General features: G+C 46.1%; 14 protein-coding genes. 6 read left to right on the top strand and 8 right to left on the bottom strand.

Translation table 11 applies throughout. From position 1 onward, the window contains the following. Positions 1–124: 124 nt before the first annotated feature. From G9G57_RS14310 to G9G57_RS14295, 4 genes are read right to left on the bottom strand one after another with little or no spacing between them, the layout of a single operon-like run. Positions 125–1,063 carry a DUF4340 domain-containing protein gene (locus tag G9G57_RS14310; RefSeq protein ID WP_164965102.1) on the bottom strand — a complete coding sequence of 313 codons (939 nt, stop codon included), beginning with the start codon at positions 1,061–1,063 and terminating at the stop codon, positions 125–127. Then, complete coding sequence (locus G9G57_RS14305; RefSeq protein ID WP_017427344.1) at positions 1,060–2,451, bottom strand: GldG family protein; 1,392 nt, start codon at positions 2,449–2,451, stop codon at positions 1,060–1,062. Before G9G57_RS14305 ends, G9G57_RS14310 begins: the two co-directional genes overlap by 4 nt. Before the next feature lie 5 nt (positions 2,452–2,456). Then, positions 2,457–3,179 carry an ABC transporter permease gene (locus G9G57_RS14300; protein ID WP_017427343.1) on the bottom strand — a complete coding sequence of 241 codons (723 nt, stop codon included), beginning with the start codon at positions 3,177–3,179 and terminating at the stop codon, positions 2,457–2,459. After that, on the bottom strand, positions 3,176–4,288 hold the full coding sequence (locus G9G57_RS14295) for an ABC transporter ATP-binding protein (protein WP_026065446.1): 1,113 nt from the start codon (positions 4,286–4,288) through the stop codon (positions 3,176–3,178). The genes G9G57_RS14300 and G9G57_RS14295 overlap by 4 nt, the downstream gene beginning before the upstream one ends. 356 nt (positions 4,289–4,644) lie before the next feature. Between G9G57_RS14295 and G9G57_RS14290 the strand changes: the two genes are divergently transcribed. The 4 genes from G9G57_RS14290 (at position 4,645) to G9G57_RS14275 (ending at position 9,321) form a co-directional block, all read left to right on the top strand. After that, positions 4,645–5,739: an NTTRR-F1 domain gene (locus G9G57_RS14290; RefSeq protein ID WP_185156690.1), complete on the top strand. Its 1,095-nt coding sequence runs from the start codon at positions 4,645–4,647 to the stop codon at positions 5,737–5,739. Between the two features lie 192 nt (positions 5,740–5,931). Then, on the top strand, positions 5,932–7,023 hold the full coding sequence (locus G9G57_RS14285; RefSeq protein WP_126666251.1) for a glycosyltransferase: 1,092 nt from the start codon (positions 5,932–5,934) through the stop codon (positions 7,021–7,023). A gap of 57 nt (positions 7,024–7,080) precedes the next feature. Continuing rightward, entirely contained in the window at positions 7,081–8,175 is a 1,095-nt protein-coding gene (locus G9G57_RS14280; protein ID WP_019688480.1) for a tetratricopeptide repeat-containing glycosyltransferase, read from the top strand. A 51-nt stretch (positions 8,176–8,226) separates the two neighbouring features. Next, the gene (locus G9G57_RS14275) at positions 8,227–9,321 is read left to right on the top strand and encodes a glycosyltransferase family 4 protein (RefSeq protein WP_016820099.1); all 1,095 of its coding nucleotides are present in this window, start codon (positions 8,227–8,229) and stop codon (positions 9,319–9,321) included. Between the two features lie 127 nt (positions 9,322–9,448). On the opposite strand, the gene G9G57_RS14270 is transcribed toward G9G57_RS14275, so the two are convergent. Then, positions 9,449–11,302 carry a beta-glucoside-specific PTS transporter subunit IIABC gene (locus G9G57_RS14270; RefSeq protein ID WP_164965105.1) on the bottom strand — a complete coding sequence of 618 codons (1,854 nt, stop codon included), beginning with the start codon at positions 11,300–11,302 and terminating at the stop codon, positions 9,449–9,451. 71 nt (positions 11,303–11,373) lie between these two features. Further along, on the bottom strand, positions 11,374–12,654 hold the full coding sequence (locus G9G57_RS14265) for an apiosidase-like domain-containing protein (RefSeq protein ID WP_026065445.1): 1,281 nt from the start codon (positions 12,652–12,654) through the stop codon (positions 11,374–11,376). Positions 12,655–12,870: 216 nt separating this feature from the next. Between G9G57_RS14265 and G9G57_RS14260 the strand changes: the two genes are divergently transcribed. After that, on the top strand, positions 12,871–13,902 hold the full coding sequence (locus G9G57_RS14260) for a LacI family DNA-binding transcriptional regulator (RefSeq protein WP_017427337.1): 1,032 nt from the start codon (positions 12,871–12,873) through the stop codon (positions 13,900–13,902). 156 nt (positions 13,903–14,058) lie between these two features. Here the strand turns inward: G9G57_RS14260 and G9G57_RS14255 are convergent, their stop codons facing one another. Further along, the gene (locus G9G57_RS14255; RefSeq protein ID WP_017427336.1) at positions 14,059–14,964 is read right to left on the bottom strand and encodes an NAD(P)/FAD-dependent oxidoreductase; all 906 of its coding nucleotides are present in this window, start codon (positions 14,962–14,964) and stop codon (positions 14,059–14,061) included. A gap of 115 nt (positions 14,965–15,079) precedes the next feature. Continuing rightward, positions 15,080–15,478 (bottom strand): Rrf2 family transcriptional regulator, encoded by a 399-nt coding sequence (locus G9G57_RS14250; RefSeq protein ID WP_016820094.1) that lies wholly within the window; start codon positions 15,476–15,478, stop codon positions 15,080–15,082. Positions 15,479–15,817: 339 nt separating this feature from the next. Here G9G57_RS14250 and G9G57_RS14245 point away from each other — a divergent pair, with 339 nt between their 5' ends. Beyond that, complete coding sequence (locus tag G9G57_RS14245) at positions 15,818–16,648, top strand: hypothetical protein (protein WP_117289170.1); 831 nt, start codon at positions 15,818–15,820, stop codon at positions 16,646–16,648. The last annotated feature ends 1 nt before the right edge of the window (position 16,649 follow it).

Raw genomic sequence — 16,649 nt, 5'->3', positions numbered from 1 at the left:
CAGTAGATTACAGGCGACTGGTTGCTTAAACTTGAAAGGTGTTTTGATCCCTGTCTCACAAATGGGGGTCAGTCCCATTATTCGCCGTTGGAGCCTCTTTGTTCAGCTATTATAAATGTAATGATTATTGGCTAGCCTTAGCCTGGTCATGACCATTCTGTTCAGCATGGTTCACGTCAGATGCTGACAGGCCATAAGCCCAGTTGCTTTGTGGCGGTACAACCCACACGGTATCTGGATCATCTTTAAGTGTCCAGCCCTGATAAACCAGCTCGGGATCATCCTTTCCCAACGATATGCTCAGCGTAAAGCGGTGAACAGGCTTGTTCAGCTCGGAGGCTTTGCGCAAAGCCTGATTGCTGGCCAGGTTTTTGATTTGCTGTGAGAGGGAAGTCGCCGTGTCACCCACTACCGACTTTCCGTTTAGCGTCCAAGATGCGGAAGCACTATCTCCAGTTCCACTGTTACCGGAGGATCGGAGCATCCATGAGGCATTCCGGCCTTCCCACTCTATCCCACTCAGCTTGGTATCATCCCAATCAAACGGCGTTGTATCTGTAAAATCATCAACACCCAGCAGCAAACCCGAAAGTGTATCTATAGGTACGGAAGCTATCTCTTTTTGGTCTGATAGTACATAAACAGCGTCTCCAGAAGGCAGCGTATCACCGAAGGCAAAGGTGCGAACGTCACCATTCTTGGTCTTAATCTCAATCTGGTCATGGGTAGCGCTGATTCCATATTTGGCTACGTCTTTGGGAGATGATTCCACGACATCACCCAACTTTACATTTTGAATCGCGGCTAGCCAATTGTCTAATGTATATTGATTTAACGGGTAAGATCGCGGCTTACTCATGCTCCATTTGCCATCATGTTGATCAAGTTCCACCGACTTGCCGTCCTTTCCAGTGATCGCAAAAGACGTAATATCTCCTTGCGTAAGCTGAACGAGCTGGCGAGCGGCCGGAGCTTGTTCACGAAAGAAGTTTTGGCTCTTGGCATAGATTATACCCGCTCCCAATACGACTAACAGCAGCACTGTGGGTATCCATTTTCTCATGCACTTCTTCGCCTCCACCATAATAAGATTCCGACAACCGCAAACAGCAGCGGCAATCCGACGACAGATATGGCTAATACCGTTTTCGCTTGTGCAGCAGTCAAATAAGCTACCTTAAAATCCTGCTCCTGACGAGGACGAATAGTGAGCCCATCAGAGTGCTCCTGCACATAATTCAGACTATTCAGCACAAAGTCTCGATTCCCTCCTGTGCTAATCTCCGTGTCACTTAGAAGGGCTGACGTTCCGAGAATAACCGCTTTGGGCTTGCCGTCTTTTCCTTCTACCGCGTAACCGAGATCAAGCGGCCCCTGTGGGTCCTTGTCATCCTTCTGCGTTTCGTTGTTCAGCAGTCCCTGAATATTCGTTTCACCATAGCTAGCTGCAGAAGATTTTAGCAATAGCGTCGTCTTCCAATCCTTCTGTTCTCCTGCCTGCAAAGCAATAGATAGTGAAAGAACAGGATACAGATTAGAGGCCGCCAATTTATCGGTGATCGCATGACTGCCAAAGGTGGGAACCGTCCACAGAGGACCAAGCGTATTCGTCTGTTCCTGATCCACCACGATAGCATGAGTATCTTTCACACCATAATCAGCCGCTAATGCGTCAAGGTTTTTCCAGCTAGACCCCATGTTCGGGTGAAATCCTAACGCCATAAAAAGCTTTCCACCGTCATTCAGATACGTACGAATACTCTTCAGTTCCGTCACGCTAATATCCCGTTCGGGTCCGACAATAGCCAATACAGACGCATCTTTGGGCACACTACCCGCTTGATTGAGCTGAACTTCCTCTGCTTTCACATTATCTTGCGCCAGCGAGCTGCTTAATTCGGTCATTTGGGACAAAGGAATTTCCTCATGCCCTGTCAAAAAAACCACTTTCCCTTGGCGGGTAGACGATAATGCCAGCAGTCCACTGGTCAGCTTTTCCTCCCCGGTAAATTGGTATGCTCCTTCACTACTCCCCTGGGCCTGCGTAAATAGACTCCCAATATCTATAACCCGCTTCTTCTCTCCTTGCACCAACACGATGGATGCTGCTGTAATCCCATATTGCTTGGCCAGTATCGGTTCCTGATTCAAATCATATTGCTCGACCTTGAGCTTGTTGTTACGCTTGGCATACTCATTCAGCATATCCGTAACATCCCGGTTCAGCTTCTGATTCTGCGAAGTGGAGACAGTAAAGGCAATCAATCGTACGTTTTCCTTCACACCCTGAATGGTCGTTAACGTCTGATCAGACAGCGTATACTGCTTGCCTGCCGTCAGATCCAGTTGAAAGCCTCCCAGCGAACGCAGAAATAACGTCAATAAAATAAAAATCCCTACAGCAGCAATCGATAGTACCATACTATTGGTATGACCCAGCCATTTTTTCATATTCATTACCTCCACCGTTTCCGTTCAACCACTTGGATACTAAATAGCAAAAAGAGCGCCACCACCGTCACGTAGTACATCACATCGGCTCCATTCAGCAATCCTTTGGTGAAACTGTCAAACCGTGCGGTTAGTGAAAAAGGTTCCAGCCACTGCTGCAGCGCCGCAGATGCGCCCGTTTGTCCACCAAACGAATCCAGCATCCAGAACACGAGCAAGAGAATAAAACTGACGACCGCGGACATCATCTGATGCTGTGAAAGCGTCGATGCGAATAAGCCGATCGCCATCATGGCTGCGCCAAGCATAAACAGGCCGATCACGGATGTAAATACGAGCGTCCAATCCAGCGACCCATAAAAGGACATCACGACCGGATACGCCAGACTGCACAGCACCAGTATGAGCAACATGCCTAGCGCTGCCAAAAATTTACCTATCATGATTTCCGTTACACTCACAGGTGAGGTAAGCAGGAGCTCATCTGTACCCTGCCTGAATTCCTCTGCAACCAGCCGCATCGTGAGTAGTGGCACAACAAACACCAGCATGGACAATGTGTCACCGAGTACCAGCCGATAGTCCAAAATACTAGGCTGATACATCACAAAGTTCGTGTAAAATAGTAACCCCGTCAGCAACATGTACACCGCAAGCGCAAAATACGTCGTTGGGGTCCATAGATAGGCTTGCAGCTCCTTTTGACAAACTGCGAACAAACGCCTCATGACTGTTTACCTCCTGTATCCTTGTCTTCATCGACCTTGTTATCGCTGGCCAAGGCTTCTCCATGATCCACCGTGTTGACCGTTGCTTCATTCTTAGAGGTATGTAGAACATGAACCGCTGGATCGCTGCCCCCACCTTCTTCCGTCTCGCGGGTCGTTAACTGCTGGAAGATGTTTTCCAAGCTTATGTTTTCTTTTTTCATTTCCATAATCGGAAGCTTCGCATCCGACAGCACAAAAAACAGTTCTTCGCGAAAATCCTCATCAGAAGCTCCTGTAAGCAACAATCCAGTCAAATCCTGCTCTGTGACAGTCAGCTTCGTATTCGCTGAAGGCAGAGTAGGCGCCAAAGATTCAACTTGTACTTTTCCCCAAGCTCGTAGGACATCCATTACCTGCTCACGCTTGCCTTTGACCTCCACCTTCACCTTGAATCCGTCTTCCATCGAACCACCGAGCGCGTCAGGACGCCCGTCCATAACCAGTTTCCCTTCGTGGATGATCAGAACCCGATTGCACAAAGCATCCACCTCAGGCAAAATATGCGTGCTGAGCAATACCGTATGATTTTCACCAATCTCCTGAATGAGCTGACGAATCTCCAAAATCTGATTGGGGTCCAAACCCGAAGTCGGTTCATCCAGCACTAGTAAGTCCGGGTTGTGAATAATCGCACCTGCCAATCCCAGACGCTGTTTATACCCTTTGGACAAGCTGCGGACCAATTGTTTTTCACGTCCATTCAGTCCCAGTCGGGAAATCATCTCCGAAATACGCAGCTTCTGCTCTCTCGCAGGCACGTCCCGAATACTAGCTACAAACTTTAAGTAGGAACTTACAGACATATCCCCATACAAAGGAGGCGTCTCCGGCAGATAACCAATTTTGGAACGAGCCTGTCTGCCTTTATCCTGAATCGGGATACCGTCGATCGTAATTACACCCTCGTTTGGCTGAAGATACCCTGTAATCATACGCATTGTCGTTGTTTTACCCGCACCATTTGGCCCCAGGAAACCAACAATTTCACCGCGCTGCATTTCAAAATCCAATTTATGTACGCCCCGGTTGCCCTCATACCACTTGCTCACCTGCTGTACTTTGAGCACATGTTTCACCCTTTCTTTGTTCGTGATCTTCTCCCTGCTACTCCCCTACCCCAAAATGTTGCATGAGTAGCAGGTAGCAGCGAGCGGAGAATTTGGAGCCGGAAAAGCGCCAGCGCTCGGAAGCTCAAAGCCTTCGCGAAGCGGTCTCCTCGCACTTCATGCTACACTTTTAAATTCTAATGATAATCCCCCACATATAGCTTCAGCTTAACGTCACTTAAATAGAAGCTTAAAATAATGTGTCTAAAATGTGAACATGGAAATACACACCTGCCCTCGTCAACTTGTACGGTTCGCCACGGCGTGGATTCGCATCTACTATCATTACAACGTGTGAAGGGAGTGTATAAAAAGCGATGACCGTATTATTTACCAATCTAGTTTCTAACGGCGACTTCGAGACCGGATCAACCCTTTTTTGGAACGCTGTCAATGTCACCGTCACTAACTTATCCGTAAAAAAGACAAACTTTTATAGTGCGATTATGGCAGGAGGCGCGGCAGATGCATCTCTTTCCCAGGTCGTTTTTGCCACACCAGGCGAAAGCTATACGTTAAGCCTTTCAGCTGCGAAAATAGGAAACTTGGTCAATCCTCAAATCAACATTTTTCTGTACTACTATGACACAAACTTTAACTATCTGGGCACGGGGCTGACTACCTATTTGAGCGCAGGCACATTACCGGATGCTGTGAATGGAACATGGCAAAGCCTGTATGAAGTAACAGCTCCTGTTCCAGCGAATGCTACCTATGCATTTTTGGTTATTACCAAAAATGCCACAGCTAACACTGCTGATATAGCCATTGATTCCGTTGCCCTTGTTAAAGCAAGTGCAGCTGGAGCTGTGGGACCAACCGGACCTGCTGGGCCAACTGGTGCTACAGGCGCTAGCGGCGATGCAGGTGCTACGGGGCCTGCGGGTGCTACAGGCGCTACTGGACCTGCCGGACCTACAGGTGCTACGGGCGACGTTGGCGCTACCGGGCCTGCCGGACCTACAGGTGCCACAGGCGACACAGGCGCTACGGGGCCTGCCGGACCTACAGGTGCTACGGGCGACATTGGCGCTACCGGACCTACGGGTGCCACGGGCGACACGGGCGCTACGGGGCCTGCCGGACCTACGGGTGCCACAGGCGACGTTGGCGCTACCGGACCTGCCGGACCTACGGGTGCCACGGGCGACATTGGCGCTACGGGGCCTGCCGGACCTACAGGTGCTACGGGCGACGTTGGCGCTACGGGGCCTGCTGGACCTATCGGACCTATCGGGCCTATTGGCGACACTGGACCTGTCGGACCTACGGGCGACACGGGACCGATTGGACCAACTGGACCGACCGGGCCATTTGGTCTTGGATTTACAGGTCCAATTGGACCGACCGGACCTATCGGGCCTACGGGGCCGACTGGACCGACCGGACCTACAGGACCGACTGGGCTCTAATCTCCGATTATTATCACATCATGGACTTAAACGACGTATCATATCCTACCGCCAAAGCCTCTTAGCAAGTTATGGCTTTGCCATCCTTGCCCTGCCGCAATTGCGGCAGGGCTTCTATAATCAGGTCTCTTTTAATTCCAATTTTAGGTTTGACCTCAATCCTTAAATGGTTCCCAAAGGAGTGATACTCAATTGATCAGTATCAGCCTGTGCATGATCGTCAAAAATGACCAACATACCATCGGCCCTTGCCTTGAATCGGTCCATCATATTGTAGATGAAATCAACATCGTGGACACAGGTTCAGAGGATCGGACCATTGACATATGTCGCAGCTTTACAGATCGGATTTTTCCGTTTGAATGGGTAGATCATTTTGCCCTTGCACGTAACTATTCATTTGAGCAAGCTACGCAGGAGTACATTCTCTGGCTGGATGCCGATGACATTTTGAAGGAGCAGGATGCTATCAAGCTGCTTGAGCTAAAGCATACTCTTGATTCCTCAGCTATATCAACCGTGGATGCAGTGTCCATGAAGTATCATTATGCCTTCGATGATCATGGCAATGTCACCCTGCATTTTCGTCGGAATCGCTTGGTCAGACGGTCGGCCGGGTTCCGTTGGCATGGAGCCGTGCATGAGTATCTCGCCGTAGACGGAAATATTCTACATGCGGATATTGCCATAACTCACACCAGAACACATACCCATACCCCGGGCCGAAATCTGCGAATTTATGAGAAGCAGCTCGCCCAAGGCCATAACTTCTCTCCCCGCGACCGCTACTATTACGCTAACGAGCTTAGAGACAATGGAAGATATGAGCAGGCCGTGCAGGCTTACCGAGACTTTCTAAACACCGAACAAGGCTGGGTAGAGGACGCAATTAGTGCATGTGGCAAAATGGCTGACTGTCTGCAACAACTCGGCAAGCTGGAGGAAAGTATTACCGCGGCTCTCCGTAGCCTGACCTTCGATACGCCTAGAGCGGAGCTTTGTTGTCGGATGGGTCATTATTTTTTGCATAAAAATGAGATTCCCAAAGCCGTTTACTGGTACGACATGGCTACCACTCTGAATCCTCCTAATACGTTGGGCCCGGTACAAGACGCATACCAAACATGGTTTCCTCATATCCAGCTATGCATTTGCCATTTTCGGCTAAAAGACTATACACGTGCGAACTGGCACAATGAGCAAGCAGCCACGTATGTTCCCAATGACCCGCATGTCCAGCATAATCGACAATATTTCAGCTCAATCCTGAACCCTTCCCAATAGAGATGCCTCCCATAGCCAGCCATCATTCTTTAAGTCAATCAAAGGAGGAGCAAACCAATGCAACCACAGAAACGGTACAAGATAGCGGTCTATGCCATCAGCAAAAATGAAGCCCGATTCGCCAAGCGCTGGATGAACTCCATGCGGGAAGCTGATGTTGTCATTGTAGCCGACACCGGTTCTACAGACGACACCGTTGCTCTACTGCGCGAGGCGGGTGCAGAGGTACATCCTATTCAGGTAGTCCCTTGGCGTTTTGACAAGGCTCGCAATGAGTCCCTGCGGCTGGTCCCTGATGATGTAGATATTTGTGTCTGTACAGATCTGGATGAAGTCTGGGAGGAGGGATGGCGGTCGCGCCTGGAAAGCAACTGGAAGGATGGAACGACTCGAATGCTGTATGCCTTTACACATGGACAGCCTGGAAGGGATACCGCTTATACATGGTTCTGGAAAGAAAAAATACACACTCGTCATGACTACCACTGGGTACGCCCGGTTCATGAAGTGCTTGAATATATTGGGGAAGGCGAAGAATACAGCATCCGATCAGAGCAACTCCGCTTGTATCATGATCCCGATCCGCACAAGTCACGCAGCCAATACCTTCCACTGCTAGAGCAGTCTGTACGTGAATTTCCCGAGGATGATCGCAATATGCATTACTTGGGGCGAGAATATATGTATCATGCCCGTTGGGACGAATGCATCACTACGCTGCAACAACATCTTACCATGCCACAGGCGCGCTGGGCCGATGAACGCAGCGCTTCGATGCGTTTTATCGCTAGAGCGTATAAGGCAACTGAACAATGGCATGAGGCTGCACGTTGGTTATACCGTGCTATTGCGGAAGCACCCTATTTACGTGAACCTTACACGGAAATGGCTCAGCTTGCCTATCATACACGGAACTGGCCCGCCGTCTATCATATGGTCGAAGAAGCGCTGCGCATTTCGACACGACCAGATACGTATATGCAAGAGGATTTTTGCTGGGATGCTACTTTGTATGATCTTGGAGCCCTCGCTTGCTATGAGTTGGGCCTAATACACAAAGCCTGTGAATTTGCGAAAGAAGCAACAGAACGCTCTCCGGAAGATTCTCGCCTTCGCCATAATTATGCGCTAATTCAATCCAGGCTTCCATAGAAACCCACACCCCGTCCTGTAGGTTGAATAACTTGGTATAAGAACTTGTGGTTGGCAAAGGAGGTTATTGAGATCAAAGTTCTATTTACTTTTTATATACCCAGCGGTGGCGTGGAAACCTTGAACCGCCAACGCTGTAAAGCGCTCATTCAGGACGGGATTGAATGTCATCTTCTCTATTATCAGCAGGGTACAGGGATGCAAAACCTGCAAGGCGATATTCCGGTGTTCATGACTTCCTCTGAAGAAGAAATTCGAAAACTGGTGGAGACTCATCGCTACGATGCAATTATCGTCTCTTCGGACTATCCTATGCTCCCTAGACTGCGAATGTTGGGTTATCAAGGGATATTAATCTATGAATCACAAGGCTTTGGCACTCACGAAGAAGCTGCTTGGGTTGTTGCAGATGCATCTCCGTATCTTCAAAATTATGCTGACGCGGTGCTTCTCCCCGATACAACTCACCTCGTGCAGCTATTTTCCAGCATGTGTCCATGGCTTGATCGTTATGTATTTCCGAACGTATTGGATACTAGCGTATTTAATTATGTACCTAACACTCCCCCGGTTAATCCGGTCATTGCATGGGTTGGGCGGCTTGAGCCCAATAAGAATTGGCGGCATTTTATAGACATATCTTACTGGATGCTGCAAAATCGTGCCGATCTTCGGATTTGGATGTTCTATGATGACACCTTGTCGCAGACGGAGGATAAAATACAATTCGAGAACATGCTTGCTCAGCTTGGCATGTCCACGATCATTGAGCGTTTTAAAAGCGTGCCTCATGCGAAAATGCCTTTGTATTATTCCATGATTGGCGACTCGGGTGGGTATCTGCTCTCGACTTCACTGGTGGAGGGATTCGGCTACGCGGTAGCTGAGGCCATGGCCTGTCGTTGCCCGGTCTTAAGCTCTGATTCAGACGGAGTACGAGCATTCATTGACCATAACGAAACCGGCAAGTTTTATCAGCAGGGAGACATTTTACAGGCGGTACTACAAGGACTAGACCTCATGAACAACGTCCCTCATCGCGAATCTATCCGCCAGAAGGGGCGGACACGGATCGTTAACCTATTGGCGCCAGATAAATATGTGCGCTCCTTCCGGCAGATGATGAGCTCGTTGGGTGTACGGTAACCTGCTATTGTAGTACATGCCGCAAAAGTCTGTTTCATGATCCAAAAAAGCTGACGACAACCCTATTTTTACACACGGGCCATCGTCAGCTTGATGCGTTTGCTGTGCATTACTGAATATTAGGGAACTATCTGATCTTCAATAAACGTTCTCCTGTATGAATATCCTTCGAGTTTTCAGCTAAGATATCTGTGTACACCGCAGTATTGGTTACTATAACAGAGGTGGTGAGATCATATCCTTCATCCACTATAGCTTTTGGATCAAATTCAACCAGCTTGTCCCCTTTTTGAATCGTATCTCCTTCAGACACAAAAGAAGTGAAATGTTTCCCTTTTAAGCTGACCGTATTAATTCCAATGTGAATGAGCAGTTCAACTCCATCCTCAGAGATCAGTCCAATCGCATGTTTTGTTTTGAAAACGGTAACAACAGTTCCGTTAAACGGTGCGTAAGCTACCCCTTCTTGGGGGATAATCGCGGCTCCCTGACCCATCGCACCACTGGAGAAAGCCTCATCTTTCACTGCGGTCAAACGAATCAATTCACCGTTTAAAGGACTAAATACCGTTTTTTCTTCCGCTTTGTTTTCAACTGCAACCTTAATTTCAGGCGCGGGTTTCGCATTCTTATAGCCGAAAAGATAGGTCAGAATAAATCCGACTACAAAAGCGACAACCAAAGATATAATAAAGCCAATGAAGCCTGCATCTATCCCCTTTGGATTAATGAATAAAGGGATACCAAAAATCCCGCCTGAGGCAAATCCATATGCTGTTGAGCCGAGTAAGCCCGCTGCAGCTCCTCCTACACCCCCAGCGATCGAGGCTAAAATAAACGGTTTTTTGGTGGGTAGCGTAACCCCGTAAATAGCTGGTTCAGTAACCCCCATCAAACCCGCGATGGTAGCAGAAGTCGCAATAGGTTTTAATTTAGGGTCGCGTGATTTCAAAGCAATGGCAAAAGCCGCACCTGTTTGCGCAAACGTAGTACAGAACAGCATACCGTTAATCGGATCAAACCCGTTCGTAACTACATTATTCAGGAGAATCGGAATGAATGCCCAATGCAAGCCGAAGATAATAATGCCCTGCCAGAATCCTGCCAGAACGAGACCAGCTATAGCCGGACTTAACTGGTAAATCCACATGGAGCCTTTGGCTAATCCATCACTGATTATAGTTGCTATCGGCCCGACAACCAGAAAAACAATCGGTGATATAATGACCAAGGTCAGAAAAGGCACAATGAACATTTTAATGGATGCAGGTGCATACTTACTAATAAATTTTTCAACCTTAGCTGCCAAGAACGCCCCAATAATGATGGGTATAACAGAAGAAGTATAATTAATCAGAACGACAGGTATGGTCAAAAAGGACAGCGCCGTTTTATCCGTAAAAGCCGAAGTAATGGTCGGATACACCAAGGCGGCCCCCAAAACAGCAGATAGATACGGGTTTCCTCCGAATTTTTTACCTGCTGAAAACCCTAGAATAACCGGAAAGAAATAAAACATAGCGTCTGCTGTTGCATATAAAATTTTGTATGTGCCCATCTGATCAGTCATCCAGCCCAGAGATGTGCATAAAGCCAGCAATCCTTTTAGAATCCCCACAGCAGCGAGCACACCCACAACGGGCATGAACACGCCTGAGATCACATCGACAAATCGGCTGAACAGGCTCGCTTTTTCATTCTTTTGATCGTCTTCAACTGTCTGGTCTCCGTGCTTTACTCCCATCGTATCCAAAAGAGCCTCGTATACTTTGGGAACCTCATTCCCGATGACCACCTGGAATTGGCCGCCACTTTCCACGACGGTAATAACACCGTCAATCTGTTTAATTTTTTCTTTATCTGGCAATTGGTTATCCTTTAATTTGAATCTCAAACGAGTGACACAGTGAATGACACTATACACATTTTCGTTTCCCCCCACCGATCTAAGCACTTCTCTAGCTGTCTTTTGGTAATCCATCATGATCACTCCTGGATGCGTTTTCTATTTCTCCACTCCACCTGTTAGCTTACTCCTGTTCTTCTCTGGTTTTATTTCGTTCCGATGATCACAACATCGCTTTCAAAACCATGCATATCAATGACGGATTGATCAGCCTGGACATCCACCTCCGTTTGGGCAAATCGTCTCTCCGCTAAATCAATGGTTGTAAACTTGTAGTCCTGCACGTTGATATTTAGCCGCACCTTCGTGTTAACCGGGATATACAAGACGAGGGTATTCTCGTTCCCCGCAGCTCTGATCTCCTCTGTCTTGTTTAACACAATATCCAACGGCTTTATGCCAATCAGGTTGTACATTTCAAACAAATATTTGATAAAGGAATAATCCCATGCGCCCTCAAAACGCAGTGCTGTTCTCCAATCATAGGGACTATCAAAGCCCTCTCCTTCTACAATTCCGAACTTCTTGCCTTTTTTATGCCAACTCCAAATGCCATGCGCTCCATAGGTAATCCCCGCTCCCCCGCCTGCCAGAAGACTGTGCCATGCTGCTTTTCTGGCATCTAGTGCAGTGTATCTTCCATACACATTGCGGCTGTAACTGATCTGTTCATAGCAAGGTTCTCCATTGATGACGGGACGTATCTCCGACTTGTGATAAAAATGCTGAGCAATCTCATGGGCGACATGCTGAAACTCCGAATTATGTCCTGATTGATACATATAAAATCCAAGATCCTTGTGTTGCTCAAAAGCTTCAGGAATTTCCCTCAATCTCCCTTGGATATGCAGCGTAGTCAAGCTTGTCGGGCTTAATTGTTGTACCGTTTCCAGCGCCTTCAAATAGTACGCATTAGCACGTTCTGTAGGAAAATCAGTGTCCCCGCTGATCAAATAAACAGGCTCGAATCGGGAATAGCGGTTTACAACATAAGTTACATAGCTTTCAACGCAATCCAGCGGCATTTTATTGCCCTTCTGAAACATTTCAGCCCATGTATCCGGTACATAGTTACACCACAACAGAACCAGTGCTGGAATAAAGCCGCGCTCGACAGCCATCTGGATCATGACTTCCGCCCGCTCAAAATAAGCTTCGTTTAAGGTATGGTAGTCAAAATCTCCATTTTCCAGTATTGCAAACGGCTGTAGATTCAGGTCTGATTCGCTGGCATCCCATTGTCGGAGCATATTGATCTGTAAAACGTTGAAACCCTGCATTTTTCGATAGTCCAGGTAATCGCTCCACTCTTCAATAGTGGCGTTGGTAAATACGCTCCAGACGGTATCTGCCAAGTAAAAGAAAGGCTTGCCCTTTTTCACAAAACTTCTTTGATTTTCAGCCATGCTTAAGCTCAAACAAATCACCCTTTCACTCATAAACTAAACTAAACTAATGTATAATTTTATACGATATCGAATAAAATAAACTAAATAAAGCGTTCACAATTGAATATTAACACTATGTATCCGAAAAGGTCAACTCATTTTATCTGTTGTTTGTTTAGTTTAATTTATAAACTAAACTTTATTATATAATCATGATATAATTTATATAGTTTAGTCCAAATGGGAGGTTCCACGTTGAAAATAGATGATATTGCGAAGCTTGCCGGTGTTTCAAAATCAGCCGTCTCTTTAGCATTTAATAACAAACCCGGTGTTAGCGAAGAAACCAAAGAACATATATTAAGAATTGCCCACGAGCATGGATATAGACCACGTACCATGAAGTCAAATAAGGAATTTACGAAGAATCACCATGTCATTCGTTTTGTTGCATGCAAAAATACAGGCATCGTGACCGAGCAATATGAATCACTTCCATTTTTCAATGAATTGATCCATCATATTACCCATCAGGTGAGAGAACATGGTAATACTTTGATTTTCTCGTCATTTGATAGCCATAGCCTTGAAGAAGAATTGTCTGCTCTGGAGAAGGACCAGCCTTCTTCAGGTATACTTCTGCTGGGCACCAATTTAACATCCGAGACTATTCATTCCTTACAATCCATTCATTCCAATATCGTTATTTTGGATACCTGCTTTGAACACGTTGATGCCAGTTTTGTATCGATTAATAACTATCTTGGGGGGTACCAGGCAGGCCAATATTTAATCCAGTCCGGACACAGAAATATAGGATACGTACAATCCAGTACCAGAATTCTTAACTTTACAAAACGAAAAGAGGGGTTCATGGCTGCTTTAGAGGAGCACAATCTTGCCATAGGTCATGGGCTTACATTTGATATGCACCCGATGCTTGTCATGTCACAGGACGCATTTAAAACAGCTATTCATAAACTGAATGAGCTGCCTTCGGCCCTATTTTGTGAGAATGATTATATGGCGATCAGTGCTATTAAAACGTTTCAGGAAATGAACATTCGAGTGCCTGAACAAATTTCCGTCATGGGGTTTGATAATATTCATGAAGCTAAGGTCATTAGCCCGGAACTCACAACCATTCATGTGAAAAAGGATATTTTGGCCCGAACGGCTGTAAACTTGCTGATGGAAAGGCTTAATCACAATCAGGAGCACCATACTCAGGTTCTTGTAAATACAGAGGTTATTGAAAGAAGGTCTTGTATAGACGCAGAATTATAATCAAGTGAATAGAAAAAGGCCGCCATATAGGCGGCCTTTCAGCTTTTATACTTCTGAATTGTGATTTTATAGCGAATGGATCTAAGCGTTACCGGAAACGATAAATTCTCACTTCTCCTCATTATCTTTAACTATCATGAGAGCTTCAATTTCTCGTCATTCGTTAAAGTCTTCCTCTGTCAAATCCAGGTTTACACTCGCAGCGGTTCGGCTACCGTCGGCCGCAGCAAAAATCAACTGAGAAGGCATGAAGTATGAAGAATCACCCGCAGCATATACACCAGGAATGGAGGTTCTCCCCGCTCCATCCGTTTGAATCCCGCCCGACTCGGTCCTTTCACAGCCCAAACGTTCTCCAAACGGTGCACTTTGCACAAATTGGGGGGTCACAAAGCCGCCGGCCCTTGGGACTTGAGTACCGTCCGTAAAGGACACATACTCCAGCTGTCCATGGTGACCGATGAACGCTGCAACAGGCTGCTCCATTACCGCGACTCCTTTAGATTGAAGTCGTTCTTTTTGCTCGTCCGACAAGAATGCCTGACCGTTCGTGCAGACAAGCAAATCCTTACTCCAGTTCAGGAGCAGTTTGGCTGTGTGATATATAGCTGGCGACTCAGAGACGAGGACAAGCGGTTGATCCCGTAACTCCCAGCCATCGCAATAAGGGCAATTAAACAAACTTCTTCCGTAGAACGTGTAAAAACCTTCGATCTCAGGGAATATCTCCTTTACACCCATCGCCAGTATCAATTTTCGCGCTTGAACACGAAGGCCTGAAGAATCAAATACCTCGAATCCGGATTCATTTTTCGTAACTGAAATAACCTCGGTTTGCAGATGATGCACAGACGGATACCGCAGTGCTTCCTCATAAGCTACGCGGCGGAACTCGGCTGGCGTTACGCCATCTCTCGTAATGAAACCGTGTGACGCATGCGTAACCGCATTTCTGGGCCGGTTATTATCGATCAAAGCCACACTTCTTCTTGCCCTGCCCAGTACAAGGGCTGCATTCAATCCAGCGGGTCCTCCCCCAATAATAGCGCAATCGTACAGCATAACATCCAGCTCCTTTTTTCAAAGATATTAAAGACTATTTATATCTATAATTAAAACAAAAAAAACACTTCACATAACTGGCGATCACCTTCTCTCTATTTATAGCCGCTCCCCTTTATACTTGCGCTTGCTTTTGGGCTAAATCGACCAATTTCGTATTTTTAAGATGGCCCTCCATTTTTTCCTCCGCTTCCCTCATTACAGCTTGAATCAGACATTCTGATCCATGGACAAAATCACATTCAAACAAAGAATTCGTCCCTTCAATCGCATGGATAATATCCAAAAAGGTAATATCGTCTTTATTGCGGGATAAGCGATAGCCCCCATTGGCTCCAGAGACCGATTCGATCATCCCCGCCTTCACAAGCCTCGTCAAAATTTTTGAAAGATACGTGGGTGAGACATTTTGGGATTCGGCCAATTGCTGGACACCTACGGGCTTCACCGACGAATCCTCAACGAGCATGAGCATGGTGTGCAGTGCATAATTGGTTGCTTTGGTAAATTTCATAACTACACCTCATTCACAGACTTATTGTATCTATGATATCTCTGAATCTGCAGGAATGTCAAGATTATAGGTTAAGTATAGAAAATCGAAGGGAAAAATTGCATTTTGCCTTCACCTCAATAACATCCAACCTTATAACAGAATGTTTGACTTGGGCTGGCCTGCTAGAGCGGGCGAAAGTATCACTCGCTCCTTCATGTTTTCCAATTGTTATGTAATTTTTTTCAATAAACAAGAAACAAATTCACGATTTCCACGTCTATGTATATAGATTTAATTTTAGGAAAACCTTGGATCAAGTCCTGAAGCCCAATATTTTTTTACAAAGGAGCAATTAAAATGAAAAATCCAAGACTAAAATACGCTACTGCTTTCCTGTCTAGTATAGTGCTTGTGGGAAGTGTAAGTGGCTTTTCTATTGCCAATGCTAATAGCACTTTACGCCCTAATACGCATGTTCAAAGTTCAGTTAATACTATAAATCCATCTGTTTACCAGTCTGTAACCAAATTTAAAAAGAGCGAGACCCCAAATCAGGTGATTTGGAAGGAGAACAACGTTTCGTTAGTGGCCAAAAAAATGGAGCTAGAAAATGCACCAAGCTCTGAGAAGAGTGTTATTACATCTATAACGATCAAAACAGGAGAACAGAATTACACCATTAAAACAGATGGATATAATGATAAACTGCGTAATATATCGAGCGCAGTATTATCTCCTTCTAATACATGGTTGGCTATCCAGGCACGGCGCAGTGCAGGAGATACGTTATTACTGATCAATCTTAAAACCGGAAAATCTACCATTGTAAATGATCTTTTAAAAGCTAAAGGCAAAAAAAGTGTAGAATCCATTGCTGCTTATAACTGGTCACCTAAAGAAGATCAAATTGCCTTTTCGTACGGTGATACATCAAGGAGCTCCATAGCCATTTATAACACCAAGAAGGATGCCTTTATATATCTTCCTAGGGAAACGGATTACATTAGCACAAGTCTGATTTTATGGCATAAAAATGGAAAAAGTTTAGACTATATAAGTGAGTATCCATCTGACCAAAAGAAGTTGTACAGATACTCAATGGACAGCAAAAAGGTGAAACCTGTTAAAAAAATTAGCCAGAACGAATTTCAAAAATGGTTCAAACTTGATAAATACAGTACAAATTAAT

Origin of the sequence: Paenibacillus sp. EKM211P, from assembly GCF_011066175.1 — a bacterium.
Taxonomy (GTDB): Bacteria; Bacillota; Bacilli; order Paenibacillales; family Paenibacillaceae; genus Paenibacillus; species Paenibacillus polymyxa.
Note: the sequence above shows the minus strand (reverse complement) of the source record. Positions and strands in the feature narration are given on the sequence as shown.

Coding starts and splice junctions, on each gene's coding strand:
- G9G57_RS14245 (WP_117289170.1), top strand. CDS start 15,818: ATGAAAAATCCAAGACTAAAATACGCTACTGCTTTCCTGTCTAGTATA.
- G9G57_RS14255 (WP_017427336.1), bottom strand. CDS start 14,964: ATGCTGTACGATTGCGCTATTATTGGGGGAGGACCCGCTGGATTGAAT.
- G9G57_RS14290 (WP_185156690.1), top strand. CDS start 4,645: ATGACCGTATTATTTACCAATCTAGTTTCTAACGGCGACTTCGAGACC.
- G9G57_RS14270 (WP_164965105.1), bottom strand. CDS start 11,302: ATGGATTACCAAAAGACAGCTAGAGAAGTGCTTAGATCGGTGGGGGGA.
- G9G57_RS14280 (WP_019688480.1), top strand. CDS start 7,081: ATGCAACCACAGAAACGGTACAAGATAGCGGTCTATGCCATCAGCAAA.
- G9G57_RS14300 (WP_017427343.1), bottom strand. CDS start 3,179: ATGAGGCGTTTGTTCGCAGTTTGTCAAAAGGAGCTGCAAGCCTATCTA.
- G9G57_RS14305 (WP_017427344.1), bottom strand. CDS start 2,451: ATGAAAAAATGGCTGGGTCATACCAATAGTATGGTACTATCGATTGCT.
- G9G57_RS14250 (WP_016820094.1), bottom strand. CDS start 15,478: ATGAAATTTACCAAAGCAACCAATTATGCACTGCACACCATGCTCATG.
- G9G57_RS14310 (WP_164965102.1), bottom strand. CDS start 1,063: ATGAGAAAATGGATACCCACAGTGCTGCTGTTAGTCGTATTGGGAGCG.